At 64.9% G+C, this 16,368-nt stretch carries 16 protein-coding genes and 1 tRNA gene; 9 read left to right on the forward strand and 8 right to left on the reverse strand.

All coding sequences use genetic code 11. The features are described from left to right. The first annotated feature begins 26 nt into the window (after window positions 1-26). The 3 genes from greB (at window position 27) to ACWKSV_RS05435 (ending at window position 1,805) form a co-directional block, all read left to right on the forward strand. Window positions 27-509 (forward strand): transcription elongation factor GreB, encoded by a 483-nt coding sequence (gene greB, locus ACWKSV_RS05425; protein ID WP_076716424.1) that lies wholly within the window; start codon window positions 27-29, stop codon window positions 507-509. Window positions 510-621: 112 nt separating this feature from the next. Next, window positions 622-1,002, forward strand: a complete 381-nt coding sequence (locus ACWKSV_RS05430) for a DoxX family protein (protein WP_076716426.1) — start codon at window positions 622-624, stop codon at window positions 1,000-1,002. A 26-nt stretch (window positions 1,003-1,028) separates the two neighbouring features. Then, window positions 1,029-1,805, forward strand: coding sequence for an NYN domain-containing protein (locus ACWKSV_RS05435; RefSeq protein WP_076716427.1), 777 nt, complete (start codon window positions 1,029-1,031; stop codon window positions 1,803-1,805). A 34-nt stretch (window positions 1,806-1,839) separates the two neighbouring features. On the opposite strand, the gene ACWKSV_RS05440 is transcribed toward ACWKSV_RS05435, so the two are convergent. Then, complete coding sequence (locus tag ACWKSV_RS05440) at window positions 1,840-3,024, reverse strand: sensor histidine kinase (RefSeq protein ID WP_083706660.1); 1,185 nt, start codon at window positions 3,022-3,024, stop codon at window positions 1,840-1,842. Window positions 3,025-3,173: 149 nt separating this feature from the next. Next, the gene (gene ettA, locus ACWKSV_RS05445) at window positions 3,174-4,853 is read right to left on the reverse strand and encodes an energy-dependent translational throttle protein EttA (protein ID WP_056434837.1); all 1,680 of its coding nucleotides are present in this window, start codon (window positions 4,851-4,853) and stop codon (window positions 3,174-3,176) included. 106 nt (window positions 4,854-4,959) lie between these two features. Here ettA and ACWKSV_RS05450 point away from each other — a divergent pair, with 106 nt between their 5' ends. From ACWKSV_RS05450 to ACWKSV_RS05460, 3 genes are all read left to right on the forward strand, one after another. After that, a complete protein-coding gene (locus tag ACWKSV_RS05450) occupies window positions 4,960-6,357 on the forward strand; it encodes a M20/M25/M40 family metallo-hydrolase (RefSeq protein ID WP_483666907.1) in 1,398 nt (465 codons plus the stop codon). Between the two features lie 192 nt (window positions 6,358-6,549). Continuing rightward, window positions 6,550-6,816, forward strand: coding sequence for a hypothetical protein (locus tag ACWKSV_RS05455; RefSeq protein WP_056434835.1), 267 nt, complete (start codon window positions 6,550-6,552; stop codon window positions 6,814-6,816). 159 nt (window positions 6,817-6,975) lie between these two features. Next, window positions 6,976-7,051, forward strand: a tRNA-Ile gene (locus tag ACWKSV_RS05460). A 23-nt stretch (window positions 7,052-7,074) separates the two neighbouring features. Here ACWKSV_RS05460 and ACWKSV_RS05465 read toward each other — a convergent pair. Further along, on the reverse strand, window positions 7,075-7,722 hold the full coding sequence (locus ACWKSV_RS05465; protein ID WP_076716431.1) for a PAS-domain containing protein: 648 nt from the start codon (window positions 7,720-7,722) through the stop codon (window positions 7,075-7,077). A gap of 139 nt (window positions 7,723-7,861) precedes the next feature. Between ACWKSV_RS05465 and bfr the strand changes: the two genes are divergently transcribed. Further along, entirely contained in the window at window positions 7,862-8,383 is a 522-nt protein-coding gene (gene bfr, locus ACWKSV_RS05470; RefSeq protein ID WP_056437268.1) for a bacterioferritin, read from the forward strand. Between the two features lie 185 nt (window positions 8,384-8,568). On the opposite strand, the gene der is transcribed toward bfr, so the two are convergent. From der to ACWKSV_RS05495, 5 genes are all read right to left on the reverse strand, one after another. After that, window positions 8,569-9,939 carry a ribosome biogenesis GTPase Der gene (gene der / locus ACWKSV_RS05475; protein ID WP_056437271.1) on the reverse strand — a complete coding sequence of 457 codons (1,371 nt, stop codon included), beginning with the start codon at window positions 9,937-9,939 and terminating at the stop codon, window positions 8,569-8,571. 95 nt (window positions 9,940-10,034) lie between these two features. After that, a complete protein-coding gene (locus ACWKSV_RS05480; protein WP_056437274.1) occupies window positions 10,035-11,357 on the reverse strand; it encodes an outer membrane protein assembly factor BamB family protein in 1,323 nt (440 codons plus the stop codon). Then, window positions 11,354-12,055: a tetratricopeptide repeat protein gene (locus ACWKSV_RS05485; RefSeq protein ID WP_076716432.1), complete on the reverse strand. Its 702-nt coding sequence runs from the start codon at window positions 12,053-12,055 to the stop codon at window positions 11,354-11,356. Before ACWKSV_RS05485 ends, ACWKSV_RS05480 begins: the two co-directional genes overlap by 4 nt. A gap of 84 nt (window positions 12,056-12,139) precedes the next feature. Continuing rightward, a complete protein-coding gene (gene panB / locus ACWKSV_RS05490; protein ID WP_076716434.1) occupies window positions 12,140-13,018 on the reverse strand; it encodes a 3-methyl-2-oxobutanoate hydroxymethyltransferase in 879 nt (292 codons plus the stop codon). A gap of 49 nt (window positions 13,019-13,067) precedes the next feature. Beyond that, the gene (locus tag ACWKSV_RS05495) at window positions 13,068-13,412 is read right to left on the reverse strand and encodes an ArsC family reductase (RefSeq protein WP_076716436.1); all 345 of its coding nucleotides are present in this window, start codon (window positions 13,410-13,412) and stop codon (window positions 13,068-13,070) included. 145 nt (window positions 13,413-13,557) lie between these two features. Here ACWKSV_RS05495 and ACWKSV_RS05500 point away from each other — a divergent pair, with 145 nt between their 5' ends. Together ACWKSV_RS05500 and ACWKSV_RS05505 are read left to right on the forward strand one after the other, a co-directional pair. Further along, on the forward strand, window positions 13,558-15,615 hold the full coding sequence (locus ACWKSV_RS05500) for an NAD(+) synthase (protein ID WP_076716437.1): 2,058 nt from the start codon (window positions 13,558-13,560) through the stop codon (window positions 15,613-15,615). A 106-nt stretch (window positions 15,616-15,721) separates the two neighbouring features. Continuing rightward, entirely contained in the window at window positions 15,722-16,366 is a 645-nt protein-coding gene (locus ACWKSV_RS05505; protein WP_076716439.1) for a GntR family transcriptional regulator, read from the forward strand. Window positions 16,367-16,368 lie beyond the last annotated feature (2 nt).

A 16,368-nucleotide genomic window follows, 5' to 3' on the forward strand; every position in this document is an offset into this window, starting at 1 on the left:
GGCGGCATAGGGAATAGAGGGGGACGATGGATCGTCCCAACTATATCACCCCGGCGGGCTATGCCGCGCTGCGTCAGGAATATGAGGCGCTGTTCGCGGTCGAGCGCCCCAAGCTGGTCGACACGATCGCCTGGGCGGCGGGCAATGGCGATCGTTCCGAGAATGGCGACTATATCTATGGCCGCAAGCGCCTGCGCGAGATCGACCGGCGGCTGGGTTGGCTGTCCAAGCGGATGAAGGCGGCCAAGGTCGTCGATCCGGCCCGGCAGGAGGATCGCAGCAAGGTGTGGTTCGGCGCGACCGTCACCATCGCGGACGAGGATGACAATGAGCGCGTCCTGACGCTGATCGGCGATGACGAGGCCGATGCGGGCCAGGGACGCGTGGGCTGGAACGCCCCCCTCGTCCGGGCGCTGCGGGGGGCCTCGATCGGCGATCTGCGGCGCGTGACGCTGCCCGCGGGCGAGCGCGAATATGAGGTGATCGCCATCGCCTATCCCGATCCGTAACCGCATTAGCAACGGTTCGTTTCGCATCCGGTTCTTGTTGCGGATTGGGCAAACGGCAAAATATGCTCAACGGACGGCGATCCTCGCGGTCCTTCGTGAATGAGTATCGGCCATGCCCGTCCCCACCCGTTTCTCCGCCCCGATTCTGTCGCTGTTCCGCGCCGTCTTCGGCCTGATGTTCCTGGCGCATGGCGTCTCGAAATTCTTTGGGCTTCCCCCCTTCCCCATGCCGCTCAATCCCTTGCTGACGGCGGCGGGCGTGTTGGAGCTGGTCGGTGGCGCACTGCTGTTCGTCGGGCTGTTCACGCGACCGGTGGCCTTCCTGCTGTCGGGCCAGATGGCGGTCGCCTATTTCATGGCCCATGCACCACAGGGTTTCCTGCCATTGGCCAATGGTGGTGAGGCGGCGATCCTCTATTGCTTCGCCTTCCTGTATCTTGCGGCGGCGGGTGGCGGTTCGATCGGCGTCGATGCGATGCGGCGTGGCGGCTGATCCGCAGCTCTGATAGTCAGGGCGCCATGAACGCCCTGACCCGCAACATCGCGCTGCTCATCGATGCCGACAATGCCCAGTCGGCGGCCATCGACCCCGTCCTGACGGTTCTCGCCGAGCTGGGCACGGTCAATGTCCGCCGCGCCTATGGCAACTGGTCGAAGCCCGGCCTGAAGGGCTGGCGCGACGTCATGGTCAAGCACGGGATCGAGCCGCAGCAGCAGTTCGACCTGACCAAGGGCAAGAACGCCACCGATATGAAGATGACCATCGATGCGATGGACCTGCTGTTCCGGGGCCGGATCGACGGGTTCGGCATCATGTCGTCGGACAGCGACTTCATGCCGCTGGCCACGCGCATCCGGCAGGACGGCTTTCCCGTCTATGGCTTCGGCAACAGCCGTACGCCCGAGGCATTCAAACAGGCATGCAGCCGCTTCATCGATGTCGGCGCGCTGATCGGCGAAGCGACCCGCCCCGCCAGCGCCAAGCCGGTTTCGGCCGATGTTCCGCTGGCCGACTCGCTGCCGCCCTCGATCGAGCAGGCGAAGCGCACAGCGGGCACCCCGCGCCCGATCGACGAGGAACTGCTTAAGCTGCTGGTCGACGCCTATAATTCGGTGAAACGCGACGAGCGGGGCTTTGCCAGCCTTTCGGCTATGGGCCAGCTGGCGGGCAATCGGTCGAGCTTCGACACGCGCAATTTCGGCTTCAAGCGGCTGTCCGACCTGATCGAGGCGGTCCCCAATTTCCAGACCGAGCGGCGAGAGGATGGCCGGACCTTCGTGAAGCGGGTGCGGTGAACGATCAAATTCCCCCCGTATGGGAGGGATCAAGTCAGTCCCTGGGATCGGGCATGGTCAGCGTCGCACAGGTGCCCGGCGCTGCATCGTCGAACCGCACTTCACCCCGCAACTGCCGGGCCAGGCTGGTGATCATCCGCATGCCCAGGCTGTGGCGGGAAGCGACCTTCATGTCGAAATCCTCGGGTAGGCCCTTGCCTTTGTCGCGCACCGACAGGACGATCTGCCCGTCGCGCGCGTGGAGGCATACATCGATCACGCCGCCTTCCTCGCCATAGGCATATTTGATCGCGTTGGTCAGTAGCTCGGTCAGCATCAATCCGATGGGGATCGCGGTATCGGCATTCATCTCGATCGCCTCGATATCGCAATGCACCTCATGATCCTTGGCCTGCTGGGCCAGCTGATCCGCGATACCGCAGGCCAGATCGTCGAGCGCCACCATGCCGACGCGCTCGCTGCGCCACAGCCGGTCATGGGTCTGCGCGATGGCAGCGATCCGCGCCTGCGCATCGTTCAGCATCCTGAGGACACGGGGATCGTCATCCTCCTGCTTCTGGAGGTTCAGCATGGCCGACACCAGCGCCAGGCTGTTCTTGACCCGGTGGCTGGCTTCGCGGGTCAGAAGCTGCTGATGCTCCACCGCCTCGGCCAGACGGCGCTCGGCCTCCTGCCGCTCGATGGCAACGCCGATCAGATTGGCGAAACCCTGCATGAAGGCGAGATCGGCCTCCTCGAAACGGCCCTCGTCCGGGCTGTCGACCTCTAATACGCCGTAACGCTGGCCGGATGCCTCGACCAGCACGTTGATCGCCCGGCGGATCTTGTGGTCGGCCATGAACTGCGGCGTCCGGAACCGCTCTTCCTGGTCGAGGTGGTTGGAGATGACCCCCTGCCCCGTCTGGAGCGCAAAGCCCGCGGGCGAGCCCATATCGGTGCGCATCTCGGTCGAGCCAACGACACCCGGCCCCCAGCCGACACCCGTGCGAACCAGCAGCGTTTCCTGGTCCGCCTTGTATTCCAGAAACTTGCAGAAGGAAGATCGCATCCCCTCTGCACAAAGCTCGGTCGCCCGCTGGAGCATCGGGTCCAGGTCGCGGGCGCGCAGCGCCTCGATCCCGAAGGCGGCGAGGACGGATTGTTGGCGGAGCCGATAATGCAACTGCCCTGCGCCGGCGATCTCACGATCCTCGCCTTGCGCCTGCTCCACTACCGCCATTCCCAACCGCGCCCTTTGTTACCCTGTCGTTATAACGGTCGAGATGGGAATTGGCCGCATCGGTTTAAAGCCGTGGGCCAGCCCCCGATACGACGACGCCCTCCCCGATCGCTCGGGAAAGGCGTCATCCGAAACCGAAATCTTTGGGATCAGCGGGTCAGCTTCTTATAGGCCAGACGGGTCGGGCGATCGGCGGCGTCGCCCATGCGGCGACGCTTGTCCTCCTCATACGACTCGTAATTGCCCTCGAACCATTCGACATGGCTGTCGCCCTCGAACGCCAGGATGTGCGTGCAGAGACGGTCGAGGAAGAAGCGATCGTGGCTGATGACCACGGCGCAGCCCGCGAACGTCTCCAGCGCCTCTTCCAACGCACGCAGCGTTTCCACGTCCAAGTCGTTGGTCGGTTCGTCGAGCAGCAGGACGTTGCCGCCCTCCTTCAGCATCTTGGCCATGTGGACGCGGTTGCGCTCACCGCCCGACAGCTGGCCGACCTTCTTCTGCTGGTCGGGGCCACGGAAGTTGAACGCACCGACATAGGCGCGCGTGCCCAGCTCCTGCTTGCCGAAGCGGAAGACCTCCAACTCGTCGGAGATTTCCTGCCAGACATTCTTGTTGGGATCGAGTTCGTCGCGGCTCTGGTCGACATAGCCGAGCTTGACGGTCGAGCCGATCTCGATCGTGCCCGCGTCGGGCTGTTCCTGGCCGGTGATCAGCTTGAACAACGTAGACTTGCCCGCGCCGTTCGGCCCGATCACGCCGACGATACCGCCCGGCGGCAACATGAAGTCGAGACCTTCGAACAGCAGCTTGTCGCCGTACGACTTGGTCAGGCCCTTGGCCTCGATCACCTTGCCGCCCAGACGCTCGGGGATCTGGATCAGGATCTGTGCCTTGCCCGCGACGCGGTTCTCCTGCTTCTCCATCAGTTCCTCGAACGCGCGGATACGCGCCTTCGACTTGGTCTGACGGGCCTTTGGCGTCTGACGCATCCAGGCCAGCTCGTCGGCGATCGCCTTCTGCTTGCCCGCCTCGTCGCGCTCTTCCTGCTCCAGGCGCTTGGCCTTCTTTTCCAGATAGCCGGAATAGTTGGATTCATAGGTATAGTAGCGGCCGCGATCCAGCTCGAGCACCCAGTTCACGACGTTATCCAAGAAGTAACGGTCGTGGGTGACCAGAATGACGTTGCCGGTATATTCCTTGAGATAGTTTTCCAGCCACGACACGCTCTCGGCGTCGAGGTGGTTGGTCGGTTCGTCGAGCAGCAGGATGTCGGGCTTTTCGAGCAGCAGCTTGCAGAGCGCGACGCGGCGCTTTTCACCGCCCGACAGGCGGGTGACATCGGCATCGCCCGGCGGGCAGCGCAGCGCTTCCATCGCCTGTTCCAGCTGGCTGTCGAGCGACCAGCCGTCGACCGCATCGATCTTGGCCTGAAGCTCGCCCATCTCTTCCATCAGGGCGTCGAAATCGGTGTCGTCCTTCGGATCGCCCATCTCGGCCGAGATGGCGTTGAAGCGATCGACCAGGTCGGCGATCGGGCGCACGCCGTCCTTGACGTTGCCCATCACGTCCTTCGACGGATCGAGCTGCGGCTCCTGCGCCAGATAGCCGACGCGGACACCCTCGGCGGCCCAGGCCTCACCGGTGAAGTCGGTGTCCATGCCCGCCATCACCTTCATCAGCGTGGACTTGCCCGCGCCGTTCGGGCCGATGATCGCGATCTTCGCGCTCGGCAGGAACTGAAGGTGGATGTTGTTGAGGACAGGCTTGTTGGCGCCGGGGAAGGTCTTGGTCAGACCCTTCATCACATAGGTATATTGGACGGCCATGGCGGCGCGGAGCTCCGTGCTTTTTCGACTGTGGGATATTTGCCCGCCCATGTAGTGGTTGCGCGGGCGGTTGGCAAACGGGACCGGCTGCGTAACACTCCGGCCCATGAAGCGCTTTCTTCTCGCGGCCTTGACCGCCTCCGCCCTGTCCTCCCCCACCTTGGCACAGCGGACCCCTCCGCCCCCGCCCGCCACCGTCGCACCCGAGGTCGAACGGCTGCGCGATGCGGCGCTGAACGATACGGTCGCCTGGGATATCGTCGAGGGACTGACGACCGAAGTCGGCCAGCGGCTGGCGGGCACCGAAGCCGAGGCACGCGCCCGGGCATGGTCGGTCGCCAGGCTGACGGCGCTGGGCTTCAAGAATGTGCGGATCGAGCCCTATCGGATGCCGGTGTGGGAACGCGGCGCGGAGAGCGCGGAAATCCTGGCCCCCTTCCCGCAGAAGCTGACACTGGCCGCGCTGGGCAATTCGGGTGCGACACCGGCGGGCGGTCTGACGGGCGAGGTCGCGGTCTTCCCCAGCATGGCGGCGTTCCAGTCGGCGCCTGAGGACGCGATCCGGGGCAAGATCGTCTATATCGGCAACGCCATGCCCAGGACCCAGGACGGATCGGGCTATGGCGCCTATGGCACCGCGCGCTTCACCGGCCCCGCGCTGGCGGCCAGGCGCGGCGCGGTTGCGATCGTCATCCGTTCGATCGGCACCGACCATCATCGCTTCCCCCATACCGGCACGACAAAATTCCCCGAAGGCGTAAAGCCCATCCCGGCGGCCGCCCTTTCCGTTCCTGACGCCGAGCAACTGGAGCGAATCGCCAGCCGAGGCCAGCCGGTCCGCATGAAGCTGGTCCTGACCCCGCGCATGGTCGGCACTCGCGAATCAGGCAACGTGATTGCAGAGGTGCCCGGCAGCGATCCGTCGGCGGGCATCGTGCTGGTCGGTGGCCATCTCGACAGCTGGGACCTGGGGACGGGGGCGATCGACGATGCCAGCGGGATCGCGATCACTGCCGCGGCGGCCAAGCGGATCATGGATGCAGGGCAGCCGCGTCGCACCATCCGCGTCGTCTGGTTCGGCGCCGAGGAGGTCGGCGGCATGGGCGGCGAGGCCTATGCCAAGGCCCATGCTGGTGAGCGCCATGCCACGGCCTCGGAAAGCGACTTCGGCGCGGACCGGGTCTGGCGGTTCGAGGTCAACCTGCCCACCACCGCCAAGCCGGTCGCGGACCGGCTGCAGACCGCACTGGCACCGCTGGGCATTACGCGGGGCAGCGGCCTGGGCGGTGACGGCACCGATATCGGCCCGACGATCAAGCTCGGGACCGCCGGGATCGACCTGAACCAGTCGGGATGGGATTATTTCGATACCCACCATACGCCCGATGACGTATTGGACCGCGTCGATCCGGCCGCCCTTCGCCAGAATGTCGCCGCCTGGACCGCCATGCTGGCGGTGGTCGCCAATGCGCCCGAGGCCATCGGCCCGGTCACCCCGCGTTGATCCGTCGCTCTCACGGTAACCTTTTGGTAACGCCAACGCCTTGAAAATGCCCGATCCGTGCCATCGGTTCGTCGCGAACCTTGCGATCCGATGAATTTTGCGGATTGACCGCGATGAACCGCACGTTATTTGAGCCGCTTCGCGACGGCATTCGGGCCGGCCGCGATTTTTGCTTTGCTTGGGAGCATTCGAATGAAGAAGATCGCTTTCGTTCTCGCTGCCGCCGGCCTGATGTCCGTCGCCGCCTGCAACAAGTCGCCGGAAGCTGCCGCTGTTGAGAACAACGCGGACATGCTGGCTGACAACATGGAAATGTCGGCTGACAACATGGATGCCGCTGCGGACAACACCTCGAACGCTGCTGCTGCCGCGACCCTCGAGAACGCTGCCGACAACATGAACGCCGCTGCCGACAACGTCCGTGACGCTGCCGACGCCAAGGCGGACAACATGCAGTAATAGTCGCCTCGGACCTTCGGGTCCGAAGCGCCGACTGCTATGTCGGAAAAGGGCGCTTCCCATGCGGAAGCGCCCTTTTTCTTTGCCCGATTTCCTGTGCAAAGTTGTCGCACGACGCTTGCGAAGTCCGGCCGCATCACGCTAACGACATTCGCGGTGGGGCCTGTAGCTCAACGGTTAGAGCTGGCCGCTCATAACGGCTAGGTTGCGGGTTCGAGTCCTGCCGGGCCCACCAACTTCCCGCATCGATCTTCCCCGTTACCGATCCTTGTCTTCGGCAAGTTCGAGCGACGCCGCGTTGATCCGGCTGATCTCCACCAGCACATCCGACGTCTCGACCGAAAGGTTGCGCACCTCTTCGGCGACGACCGCGAAACCGCGCCCCTGGGCACCGAGCCGTGCGGCCTCGATACTCGCATTCAGCGCGACCAGCCGGGTATTGGCCGATATCCGGCCGACCCGTTCCAGCATGGCCACGGTCTCGCGGTTCAGGTCATTGCGTCGCCGAATCACGCGCGTCAGATCGCGCTCATGCGTCACGTCGACAAAGGTCAGCACCGCCCCAAGATCGGGTTGCGGGTGATAGGTGATCTCCAGCACATGACCGTCATCGAAATGATGATCGAACTGGCGCCGCACCCCCTCGCGGGCCCATTGCCGATGATTGTCGAGGATCGCCGCCTTTCGGACATCTGACCAACCCACCGCATTGCCGACATGGTGCAGATAATCCGCCAGGCTCGATCCTGCGGTCACGGCACTGTCCGACAGGCCGAAGATGCGGCTGACATACTGATTGATCAGGAGAATTCGCTCGTCCCGATCATAGATCACGATACCGTGCCGGACATGTTCCATGACAAGGGCCAGCTGCTCCGCCGCACTCACCGACACCGTTAACCTCATTTTCGATAACTTATGTTGCCCCTAGCAGCTTTCGCCCAAGATGAAAGCGCGACGCATTTTTACTTATGAAATCGGCCTTGTCGGGGTCGCCCATGGTCTTCTAAGGTGCCGCCAAACACATTCACGAAAGGCGAGATCCATGGCAGTTAAGGGCGATCCGAAGGTCATCGAGTATTTGAACGAGGCGCTCAAGAACGAGCTGACCGCGATCAACCAGTATTTCCTGCATTACCGGCTGCTCGACCATTGGGGCGTCTACAAGCTCGCCCAGTTCGAATATCACGAATCGATCGACGAGATGCGCCACGCCGACTGGCTGGCCGAGCGTATCCTGTTCCTGGACGGGCTGCCCAATTTCCAGCTGCTGGGCCGCCTGCGCATCGGTGAGACCGTCGAGGAAGTGCTCAAGGGCGATCTGGCCATCGAGGTCGAGGCCGTTGCCCAGCTCAAGGAAGCCATCGCCTATTGCGAGGAAGTCCGCGACTATGTCAGCCGTGACCTGTTCCAGCGCATCCTGGCGAGCGAGGAAGAGCATGTCGACACGCTGGAGCGCCAGTTCGAGATGATCGCGCGCATGGGCATCCAGAACTATATCCAGCTGAACGCCATGGCGGAGAACGACACGCCCAAGTCGGGCGCGGCGCCGCACCTTCAGGGCTGAGAATGCGGGGCGGGTTTGATGGCCCGCCCCTGTTTCCGGAAAATTGTCCACCCAACCCGTTCAGCCTGAGCGAAGTCGAAGGCCACGGGAATTATATCGGTCATGGCCCGGACTTGGCGTCGGCCCTCGGCCTTCGACTTGGCTCCGGCTGAAGGGCGATTAGGAAAAGGCGCGCCCGCCGCCCCTCAGTCCTTCTTGCCGAACGGGTTCTTCGGTGCACGCAGCGTCAGACGCACCGGCACCGCGCCAAAACCAAGCTCGCGCCGCATCGAATTGACCAGATACCGCTCATAGCTGGCGGGCAACTGGTCCACGCGCGTTCCGAAGATCACGAAGCTCGGCGGACGCGACTTCACCTGGGTGACGTAGCGCAGCTTGATCCGCTTGCCGCCCGGCGCGGGTGGAGGATTGGCCTCGACCGCACGCTCGAACCAGCGGTTGAGCTCGCCGGTCGGCACGCGCTTCGACCAGGCGGCGCGCGTCTCGAACGCCGCTTCGATCAGCGTGTCCAGCCCCTTGCCGGTCGCGGCCGACACCGCCAGCAACGGGACGCCCTTGACCTGGCTGAGCCCGTCTTCCAGCGCCTTGCGCACACCGTTGAACAGCGACGACGGATTTTCCGCGACGTCCCACTTGTTGAGCGCGATCAGCAGGGCACGCCCCTCTTCCAGCACACGGTCGGCAATGCGCAAATCCTGCGATTCCAAACCCAGGGTCGCATCGAGCAGAAGCACCACGACCTCGGCGAAATCGACCGCGCGCAACGCGTCGGCGACGGACAGCTTTTCCAGCTTGTCCTGCACCTTGGCCTTTTTCCGCATGCCCGCGGTGTCGATCAGGCGGACCTGCCGCACCTCGCCGTTCCGGTCGTGCCATTCCCAGTCGATCGCGATCGAATCGCGCGTAATCCCGGCTTCCGGTCCAGTGATCAGGCGATCCTGACCCAGGAAACGGTTGATCAGCGTCGACTTGCCCGCATTGGGACGCCCGACGATTGCCAGCTTGAGCGGAGCGAAGGGGTTTTCGAGATCGACTTCCTCTTCTTCCTCGACTTCACGGTCGATAAAGGGAAGCAGCGCTTCGAACAAATCGCCCACGCCTTCGCCATGCTCGGCGGACAGTTGGACCGGATCGCCGAAGCCAAGCGCCAGCGCCTCCAATATGCCCTGTTCGGCCGCACGGCCCTCTGCCTTGTTGGCGGCGAGCACGATCGGGGTGTCGGAGCTGCGCAGCCAGCGGGCGATCTCCTCGTCCAGCGGCATGACCCCGGCGCGGGCATCCACCAGGAACAGCGCGACATCGGCCTCGCTGACCGCCGCCTCGGTCTGGCGGCGCATCCGGCCCGGCAATGTGTCGGGGTCTTCGTCTTCGTAACCGGCCGTATCGATGATACGGAAATCCAGGCCCAGAAGATGCGCGTCGCCTTCGCGCCGGTCGCGAGTCACGCCGGGCCGGTCGTCGACCAGCGCCAGCTTCTTTCCGACCAGACGATTGAACAGCGTCGACTTGCCGACATTGGGACGGCCGACGATCGCGACGATAGGGAGATTAGCCATCGCCGTCCGTTAGCGAAAGGCAGGCCTTTCGTCACGCCTATAGCGTTAAGAATATACTGCCCCGTGGAACAATGGTCCCACGGGGCAGAATCGCATCACTTATAGGCCGCGATCCGACCCTTCTGGTCGAGGACGTAGAGCACGTTATTGGCGACGATCGGCGGCAACGCGAACGGCGTCTTTGTGTCGACCGTCGCCTGGACCGATCCGTCACCCGGATTGGCGTAAACGATCTGCCCTTCCGAATTGGTCAGGATCAGGCGGTTGCCCGCCAGCACCGGGCCGAACCAGGTGATCGCACCGGTCTTCTTCTTTTCCTTGTGGAAGCGCTGCAGCTGCGCGATCCAGCGGGCCTTGCCGCTAGACCGTGCCAGCGCGACCAGACGCGCATCGTCGGTGACGAGGAAGATCCACTCGCCTGCGATCCACGGCGTCGAAAGCCCGGCGAAATTCTGCTCCCAGAGACGCTGGCCGGTCGACAGTTCCAGCGCGACCATACGGCCGCCCTGGCCCAGCGCATAGACGCGGCCCTGGTCGATCACCGGCGCGGCGTCGATATCCGACAGCGTCGACACCGAGGTGGAAATGCTCGTCCGCGACAGCGCGTCCTGCCACAGCAGACGGCCGTTTTCGTAACGATAGGCGTTCAGCTCGCCACTGGAGAAACCGGCGACGACCGTACCCTGGCTGGCCGATGGAGCCGCGACGCCGTACACGCCCTGCGTCTCCAGCGTGCCCTGCCCGGCCCAGACGATCTTACCATCCGTCTGGTTGATGGCATAAAGCTGATTGTCCTGGGTCAGAACATAGACATTGCCGTTGGCGATGGTCGGCGATCCGCGCAGCGGGCCGCTGGGCTTGGCACGCCACAGCACCTTGCCGTCGGCGGCGCTGGCCGCGATCACATCGCCCAGACCGTCCGATGCGAACACCGTGCCGCTGTCATAGCTCGCCCCGCCGCCGAAGCGGGCCAGGCGGTTCGCATCACCTTCGGTGATCCCGGTCGACCACAGGCGCGCGCCGGTATCGGCGTTCATCGCCACGAGATTACCCTCGACATCCACGACGAACAGCTTGCCCTCGGCCACGACCGGGGCGGCGCCCAGCGGATCGCGCGCCGAACCACCGTTGATCGTCGCGCTCCACAGGCGCTGCGGCTGTTCCGCCAGTGCGAGCTGCCCCATCGACTTGGCGGCATTGCCGCCAGGCTGCGACCATTCGGGGTTCGCTTCAGGCGCGGGCAGCAGGACCTGCACGTCGGCGATCGTCTTATCCGCCTCGACCCCCGTTTCCGAAACCAGGATCGGCACGCGGTTGCCCACGGTCGGCGTCTTCTTGGGCGCGCTCTTGAATACCCCGCAGGCGCCCAGCGCCATCAGCGCGGCAAGCGCCGCCGAGGTGCGGAAATGCTTCGTCATTGGGTCTTGGTGTCCTCACTCTGGCCGACCGCGTCGACCCCCAATACGCCGGCCATCTGAACCGCACGTTGCCGCAACGTATCGGGCACATCCTTGTCGCTGGCAATCTGGCCGAACAAACGGCCTGCCTGGTCGCGCTTGTTCATGCGCAGATAGGCCACGGCGACCATCTCGCCCGCGCTGCCGAAATAGGCGTTGCCGGGAACCGCCATACTGCCCAGTCGCGCGACGACCGCCTCGGGCTTCATCGTGTCATATTCGGCCATGGTCTGGCGAACCAGCGCCAGGTCACGGAACGGCTGGGTGAGCGAGGCATCATTGGCGATGGCGGCGAAGCGTGCCGCGGCACCCTTCATGTCGTCACGCTGGAGCAGGATATCCGCCTGGGTGAACTCGGCGAGAGCGCGATAGGCGTCGACATTGGTGTCGGACAATGCCTTCAGCTTCTCGCCCGCCGTCTTGGTGTCGTTCTGGCCCAGCGCGTCATAGGCGGCCTGCAACTGCTCGCCATCGACGCCCGCCGCCTGATGCTGGCGGTGCTGCCAATAGAGATAGCCGCCGAACGCCGCGAGCGCGACGACGATCGCCGCGCCGACGATAAGGCCCCACCGGGTCCAGAAAGACGTCAGCCTTTCGCGACGCAGTTCGTCGTCGACCTCGCTCAAAAAGGCCTGGCTGGATTGGGGCGTTAGGGCCAAGACGGGCTCCGCTATTCTGGATCAAGGCAAGATAGAAGCCGCGACCTTTAGCGAGGAGCGGCCCCTGTGGGAAGCGGGCTTGGCTTATCCCCCATCGCGGTTGGCTTGCCGGGGGGCATAGGTCTGCTCCGGCCCGGGGAAGCGGCGGGCGCGCACATCCTCCGCATAGGCACGCGCCGCCTCGCCGATCCGCTCGCCCATCGTCTCGTAACGGCGGACGAAGCGGGCGGTACGGTCGAACAGACCGAGCATGTCCTCGCCCACCAGCACCTGACCGTCGCACTCCGCCGACGCACCGATACCGATCGTTGGGCAGGCGATACGCTTGGTGATCTCGATGGCGATCGGCTCGACCACGCCCTCAATCACGACCGAAAAGGCACCCGCCTCCGCCACGGCGACCGCGTCGGCGATGATCTTCTCGGCCTCCTCAGGCGTGCGGCCGCGCGCGCCATAGCCGCCCAGGACGTTCACCGCCTGCGGCGTCAGGCCGACATGGCCCATGACGGGAATGCCGCGCTCGACCAGGAAGCGCACGGTCGGCGCCATCGCGACGCCACCCTCCAGCTTGACCGCCGCCGCGCCGGTTTCCTTGAGCAGCCAGGCGGCATTCTCGAACGCCTTTTCCGGGCTCGCTTCGTAACTACCGAAGGGCAGGTCGATGACGACGACCGCATGATAGCTGCCCCGCACCACGGCAGCACCATGCGCCGCCATCATCTGAAGCGTGACCGGCACGGTCGACGGCAGGCCGTAGATCACCTGCCCCAGGCTGTCGCCGACCAGCAGCATGTCGCAATGCGGATCGAGCAGCTGCGCCGAGCGCACCGTATAGGCGGTCAGCATGACCAACGGCGTCTCGCCCTTGCGGCGACGGATGGCAGGTACGGTCAGACGCTTCATCGGCGCAGGCGTGGGATTGGCGCGGCTGGTCGCGGTGTCGAGCGTGTAGGTCGTGGACATGCCAAAGCCTCTAACCCGTGTGCGCCGTGCGCTCCACCCCCTTGGACCGTCAGAAGATTTCGGCGTAGACCTCGGGCTTGAACCCGACCGTCAGCGCGCCGTCGCGGTCGAGCACCGGCCGCTTGATCAGTGAGGGCTGGGCCTGCATCAGCCGGATCGCCTTGTCGGCATCGATGTCCTGCCGGTCGGCCTCGTCTAGCTTGCGGAAGGTCGTGCCCGCGCGGTTGAGCAGCTTTTCCCAACCGACCTGATCGACCCAGCGGCGCAGCGTGGCTTCGTTGATGCCCTCGGCTTTGTAGTTGTGGAAACGATAGGCGACGCCGTGCTGGTCGAGCCAGACACGGGCCTTCTTCATCGTGTCGCAGTTGGGGATGCCATAGAGGATGATGGTCATAGAGCCTCGAACTTCGGGAGCGTCCGGCGCTTAGCGGAATGCACCAGGATAAGTGAAGTCGAAGGCCAGGGGAAACCCTCACATCCTAACCCGTGGCAACCCACACAGGCTAGCGCCCCCCTTCCCGCGTCGCTATCCCGAGAGGATGCAGGATCACCCCTTTTACGCGCTTCACACCCATGGCCTGATCCGCGTCGCCGCCGCGACGCCCGCCGCATCGGTGGGGGATGCTTATGCCAATGCGCAGGCCATGCTCGATCTGGCGCGCAAGGCGGATGAGGACGGCGTCGACCTGATCGTCTTTCCCGAATTGTCGCTGACCTCCTACGCGATCGACGACCTGCATTTGCAGGGCGCGATGCATGCGGCGACGTTCGCGGCGCTGGGCGAGATGGTGGACGCCAGCGCGGCGCTGTCGCCGGTCATGCTGGTCGGTGCCGCGCTGCCCCGTAACGGGCGGCTGTACAATAGCGCCGTCGTCATCGCACGCGGGCGGATTTTGGGCGTGGTGCCGAAGACCTTCCTGCCCAACTACCGCGAATATTACGAGAAGCGCTGGTTCGCGAGCGGCGCGGGGCTGACTGGCCTGACCATCGAATTGGATGGCCAGAGCGTGCCCTTCGGCACCGACCTGATCTTCGCGGCCGAGGATGTGCCGGGCTTCGTCGTCCATGCCGAGATTTGCGAGGATTACTGGGCCCCCACCCCGCCCTCGACACTGGGCGCACTGGCCGGGGCGACGATCTGCTGCAATTTGTCGGCGTCGAACATCGTCATCGGCAAGGCGCGCGACCGGGCGATGCTGGCCGCCGCCCAGTCGGCCCGCGCGGCCTGCGCCTATGTCTATTCGGCGGCGGGCATCGGCGAGAGCACGACCGATCTGTCCTGGGACGGCCAGGGCCTGATCCACGAGCTGGGCGAGACGATCGCCGAGTCCGAGCGTTTCCTGCGCGAACCCGCGCTGACCACCGCCGATATCGATGTCGAGCGGATCGAGCAGGAGCGCCTGCGCTTCGGCACCTTCAACGATGCCGCCGCCTTTGCGGGTCATCCCGAACAGCGTTTCCGCCGGATCGGCTTCGTCCATGGCGCGGAGGCGAGCGATCGGGGGCTGCGACGCGCCGTTCACCGCTTTCCCTTCGTTCCCGACGATCCCGCCCGGCGCGATGCCGACTGCTACGAAGCCTATAACATCCAGGTCGAGGCGCTGGCCAAGCGGCTCGATGCCAGCCGCGCCAAGACGCTGGTAATCGGCGTGTCCGGTGGGCTCGATTCTACCCATGCGTTGATCGTCGCCGCCAAGGCGACCGATCGGTTGGGCTGGTCGCGCGACCGTATCCTGGCCTTCACCATGCCCGGCTTCGCCACCGGCGCGGGCACCAAGGCCCATGCCTGGGCGCTGATGCGTTCGCTGGGGGTAACGGCAGAGGAAATCGATATCCGTCCCGCCGCGCATCAGCTGCTGGAAGACATGAAGCACCCCTTTGCGCAGGGCGAGCCGGTCCATGACGTGACCTTCGAGAATGTGCAGGCGGGCCTGCGCACCGATTATCTGTTCCGCCTCGCCAATCAGCGCGGCGGCATCGTGCTGGGCACCGGCGACCTGTCGGAGCTGGCGCTGGGATGGTGCACCTATGGCGTGGGCGACCAGATGAGCCATTATGCGGTCAATGCGGGCGTGCCCAAGACGCTGATCCAGTTCCTGATCCGCTGGTGCATCCGTACCGGGCAATATGACGAGGCGACGAACAAGGTTCTGGCGGCGATCCTGGCGCAGGAAATTTCGCCCGAGCTGGTTCCCGCCGACGCCAGCGGCGCCATGCAGTCCACCGAGGCGATGATCGGCCCCTATGCGCTCAACGACTTCTTTGCGCATTACGTCATCCGCTATGGCCTGAAGCCGTCGAAGATCGCCTTCCTCGCCTGGCGCGCATGGCATGATGCGGAAGCGGGCGGCTGGCCCGAGGACCTGCCGCAGGACGCGCGCGTCGCCTATGACCTGCCGACGATCCGGCACTGGCTGGAGCGATTCCTGACCCGCTTCTTCCAGACCAGCCAGTTCAAGCGCTCGGCCCTGCCCAACGGTCCCAAGGTCTCGGCAGGCGGCGCCCTGTCCCCGCGCGGGGACTGGCGGGCGCCATCGGACGGCACGGCAACGGTCTGGCTGAACGAACTTCGGGACGCCCTGCCGTCCGGTCTATGACACGGACTTGGCAGGCTGTGGGGAACAGGGCTATGCTGAAGGCTTGTTCGTTACATTTCCCCCTAAATTACAGGCTTCTCCCCGGCCTGTCGGCACGAGAGAATCCATGAGCCTTGTCGTTCGCACCCTGTCGGAGCAGATCTTCACGATCATTCGCGAGCGGATCATCAGCGGCGACCTGCCGGAGGAACAGCCGATCCGACAGGACGCGCTGGCCAATGAGCTGGGGGTCAGCAAGATCCCGCTGCGTGAGGCGCTCGCCCGGCTGGAGCAGGAGGGGCTGCTGACCAGCCAGGCCAATCGCGGCTTTTTCGTCCGCTCGCTGGGCGCTGGCGAGGCGGAGGAGATTTACGAACTTCGCCTGGCGTTGGAACCCGATGCGGCGGCGCGTGCGTCGCGTGTGGCGACGGCGGAGGATCAGGCCGTGGCGCGTGAGGCGTTGACCGCATTGGACGTCGCGGCGCGCGATGCATTGCACGAGGTCGCGCACCGCAACCGCGCCTTTCATCTCGCGCTGGTTCGCCCGCTGGGTGCCGCGCTGACCTTCCAGCTGATCGAACGGTTGCAGGTGCTGGCCGAACGTTACGTCGTTCAGCATCTGAAGCCTGCGGGTCGCGAGGACCGCGCGCATGAGGAGCATCATGCGTTACTCGACGCCTGGCTGGCACGTGACGAGGCGCGGGTGGCCGGTTTCCTGACCGAGCATATCGGCGCGACGCTGGTCGACCTGCGCGCCCAGTTGATCCGCTGACC

The sequence above is a fragment of the Sphingomonas sp. SphC10 genome (assembly GCF_057004845.1).